The organism is Clostridium tarantellae (assembly GCF_009295725.1).
GTDB classification, from domain to species: Bacteria; Bacillota; Clostridia; order Clostridiales; family Clostridiaceae; genus Sarcina; species Sarcina tarantellae.
This window is the reverse complement of sequence record NZ_WHJC01000329.1, coordinates 1-3,511: the sequence shown is the minus strand read 5'-3', so window position 1 is coordinate 3,511 and position 3,511 is coordinate 1. Positions and strand designations below refer to the sequence as shown.

General features: G+C 23.5%; 3 protein-coding genes. 2 read left to right on the top strand and 1 reads right to left on the bottom strand.

Features of this window, described 5'->3' with window-relative positions:
• Positions 1 to 95 precede the first annotated feature (95 nt).
• Positions 96 to 1,334 (top strand): zinc dependent phospholipase C family protein, encoded by a 1,239-nt coding sequence (locus GBZ86_RS13890; RefSeq protein ID WP_152891634.1) that lies wholly within the window; start codon positions 96 to 98, stop codon positions 1,332 to 1,334.
• Positions 1,335 to 1,388: 54 nt separating this feature from the next.
• Here GBZ86_RS13890 and GBZ86_RS13885 read toward each other — a convergent pair whose 3' ends face one another.
• The gene (locus GBZ86_RS13885) at positions 1,389 to 2,519 is read right to left on the bottom strand and encodes an SLC13 family permease (protein ID WP_152891632.1); all 1,131 of its coding nucleotides are present in this window, start codon (positions 2,517 to 2,519) and stop codon (positions 1,389 to 1,391) included.
• Between the two features lie 330 nt (positions 2,520 to 2,849).
• Here GBZ86_RS13885 and GBZ86_RS13880 point away from each other — a divergent pair, with 330 nt between their 5' ends.
• On the top strand, positions 2,850 to 3,458 hold the full coding sequence (locus tag GBZ86_RS13880; protein WP_152891630.1) for a hypothetical protein: 609 nt from the start codon (positions 2,850 to 2,852) through the stop codon (positions 3,456 to 3,458).
• The last annotated feature ends 53 nt before the right edge of the window (positions 3,459 to 3,511 follow it).

The window sequence follows — 3,511 nt, the reverse complement described above, 5'->3', positions numbered from 1 at the left end:
TTATATATCTGATTTTTTCTCCATTCTTTACTTATGAAGTAAAATAATGTTTAATAATAAAGAGATTTTTAATAAATAAAGGAGATTTAGAACAAATGAAAAAAAGAAAAATATCAATATTTTTGTCTGCAACATTTTTAACCCTTTGTTTTAATGGTATAACTGCTAAAGCATTTCAACCTGTTAGTCATTGTATGTTAATTCAATCCGTTGCTAACAGTCTTCCTGAAAATAGTTTAATAGCTAAATCAATAAAGAAATATCCTAAAATAGCTAATTGGGGAGCAAATGCTCCTGACCTTGGATATCTTCAACCTGGACAAGCTTTAGAAAGAGCACCTTGGGCTGATAGATATCACTATTATAAAGTTGGCAGTTTTGCTAAAGAGCAGTTAAAAGAAGCTCTTAATTCTAAAGATATGAAAAAAATATCTTTTGCTGCTGGTTGGGTATCACACATAACTGGTGATTTAAATTGTCATGGGAAATTTGTCAATCCTGAATGTGGAGTATATATGGCAAATGAAAGTTCTAGACCTTTACATAAAAAACTAGAACATTCTGCTGAATCATTTGTATTTTCCAATATAATAGGAAATGACTCTAATTCTTTTAATTCTACTAATATTTCAAGTAAATTTGATAATTATGATGAAATTCCTTTTGATATGATTAATAAAATTTCACAAAAAGTTTATGGACAAAATCCAAGTGAAACTGAAGAAAAATTATGGTGTAAAGCATTACTTGTAGGTCTTAAAACAGGAGTAGGTTATACTTACGAAAATTTAGATGCTTCAGAAAATACTTTATCACAAAATAATAGAAAAGAACGATTAGAAGAAGCCTTTAAATCTGCTAAAGAAGATTGTATTAAACTATTAAGCGAAGCTGAAAATGATAATTATTCAAGTTTTACTGATAGATGGAATTTAGATGTAGGGGGCAGTGATTCTCCAATTAGTTCATTAACCATTACTGTAGAAACTGGAAAAAATATCGGTGCTGGAACTGATGATAATGTTTACTTATGTTTCAAACTTAAAAATGGTAGTATAAAAGAATGGGAATTAGATAAAAAAAATTATAATGATTTTGAACGTGGTGATTCCGATGAATATTATTTATACATAAATGATATTAATATTCATCCAGAAGATATAGTAAAAACATACATAGACAAAAGAGGTTCAAATTCTATAGCATCCGATTGGTATTTAAAAGAAGTAAAGCTTGATGTTAATGGTATAGATGTAATTAATAAAACTATAAATAAATGGATTAACACAAAAAATAATAGTGAAGAATTAAAAGTTAATTGGAATAACGTATAATATTAATTATAAAAAGAGTCATAGATTAATAACCTATGACTCTTTTTATAATGATTAAAATAAAATAAAATTTAATATATATACAACAGGAATAAATACAACTAGTCCAATAATGTTATATGCTGTAAATTTTTTCAAATACTTGTTGCTTTCTTCTTTATAAACTCCAATATAAAGTCTATAAGATATTATACTAGCAAGAGAAGCTATTAAAGTTCCCATACCACCTATATCAAGAGCTAATATCAATTCATTAGGATATTGCGTAAATCCAGCAAGTAACATTGTAGCAGGAACATTACTAATAATTTGACTAGCAAATATTCCTGCTAAATATGTATTTAAACTTCCATTTAGCATTTTCTCCATGAAATTTCTAAACATATCCATATGCGAAATATTTCCTGTAAATATAAAGAAACATATAAATGTTATAAGTAATGAATAATCAATTTTTTTTAATAATTTAAAATCCAAACAAAATACCATTATTAATGTTATTAAAAATACCCATTTATAACTTACTATTTGAAATACTGAAAGAAGTATTATTAATAGTAAAATACTGAAACAAACCACCTTGTTTTTATTTTTTATTTTTATATCTTCTAATTTAAATTGTAATATTTCATTCTTTCCTCTTAACATTAATATTATTAAAAATATTATGGATAAAAGAGTCATAGGTAATGTAAGTTTCAAGAAATTAATAGGACTAATTTCATAAAGATAATATGTATAAAGATTATGAGGATTTCCCATAGGAGTAAAACTACTTCCTAAATTAGCTGCAAGAGTTTGAAGTATTACCAGTTTCATAACGCTTACATTTGTCTTTTTTCCTATTATTAATGTAATTGGAACAAATGTAAGAAGTGCTACATCATTTGTAACTATCATTGCTGCTATAAAAGTAATAAATACTATAGAAAATTCTATTCCTCTTTTACTTTTACATTTTTTTAATAATGAAATTGCTATACTATCTAAAACTTTTAAATCGCTAAATGCTGCTTCAACAACCATTAAATTAAATAATAATATTAATACCTTAAAATTAATATAGCCCATTTTAGGTAAAGAAAAAATAGATGTTAAAAGTGCAAGAGCTAAAGCTGTACACAGTATAGGTTCCTTTTTAAAAAAATCAAATACGTTATTTTTACTTAATGAAATTTTATTCATTTTTTTCTCCTTAAAAATATAACTATTATGCAAATACACAAAAATATTTCTTACATATAAATGATATAATAATATACACAAAACTCAAAGTCTATAAATGGTTTTTATTGATTTTTTTTACAATTTAAAAGGTATTTTTTAAATAATTTTTATTATTTTTTATAATTTCTTTGAAAATTCTATTTTTATTATGTTTTTTTGTCGATATTTTTCTTTTTTGTTTTCATTTACGAGTATTTCATTTTAGTAATTATAGAGCATTTTAATAAAGATGCATATATTATTATTAATATTTTATTTTTTTATTAAATTAAAAAGGACTGAGTTAAAATGACCTATCATTCAGATCTTTCAGAATTTAAAGAATGGATTAAGTATGTAGATCCAGCAATAACCTATTCTAATTATTCAGAATTTAAGACTCAATGGATTAAATATATGAATCCTTCAATAACCTATTCTGAAGATATTGTTAATAATTTAAATATTTCTAATGATGATAAAGATTTCTTAATAAATGTTGGTTTTCCTAAAAATTGTTCACCTTTTTTAATTTTTCAATCATTATCTGAAGGTGCCTTTTTACCATTAACTAAAAAATTTAATTTAAAAGATGAATATTATAATGATTTTTTTTATATAGGATTTAATAATGAACTTGATATTATAACTATTGAAAATACTTCTAGCCAAATTAAATGTATTGACTTTCAAAGTTTTGAAGAACTTTATGTAAATAATTCAATATTAACTTTCGCTGAAAGTTTACTACAGTATTTTATTTTTATTCGTAAAGTAAATGGACCTTGTGCTTATTTAAGAGAAAATTGTCCTCCTACTGAAATACAACTTTTAAAAAATTCTTTAAACAATATTGATAATTCTTCCTTATTAAAAGATACTTTTTGGGGTGAAGAAATAACTAAATTTTATATTTAAAATAATACTTTAAATTTAGTTTTAATTTTAAAAAGAGTTACATAATATTAATT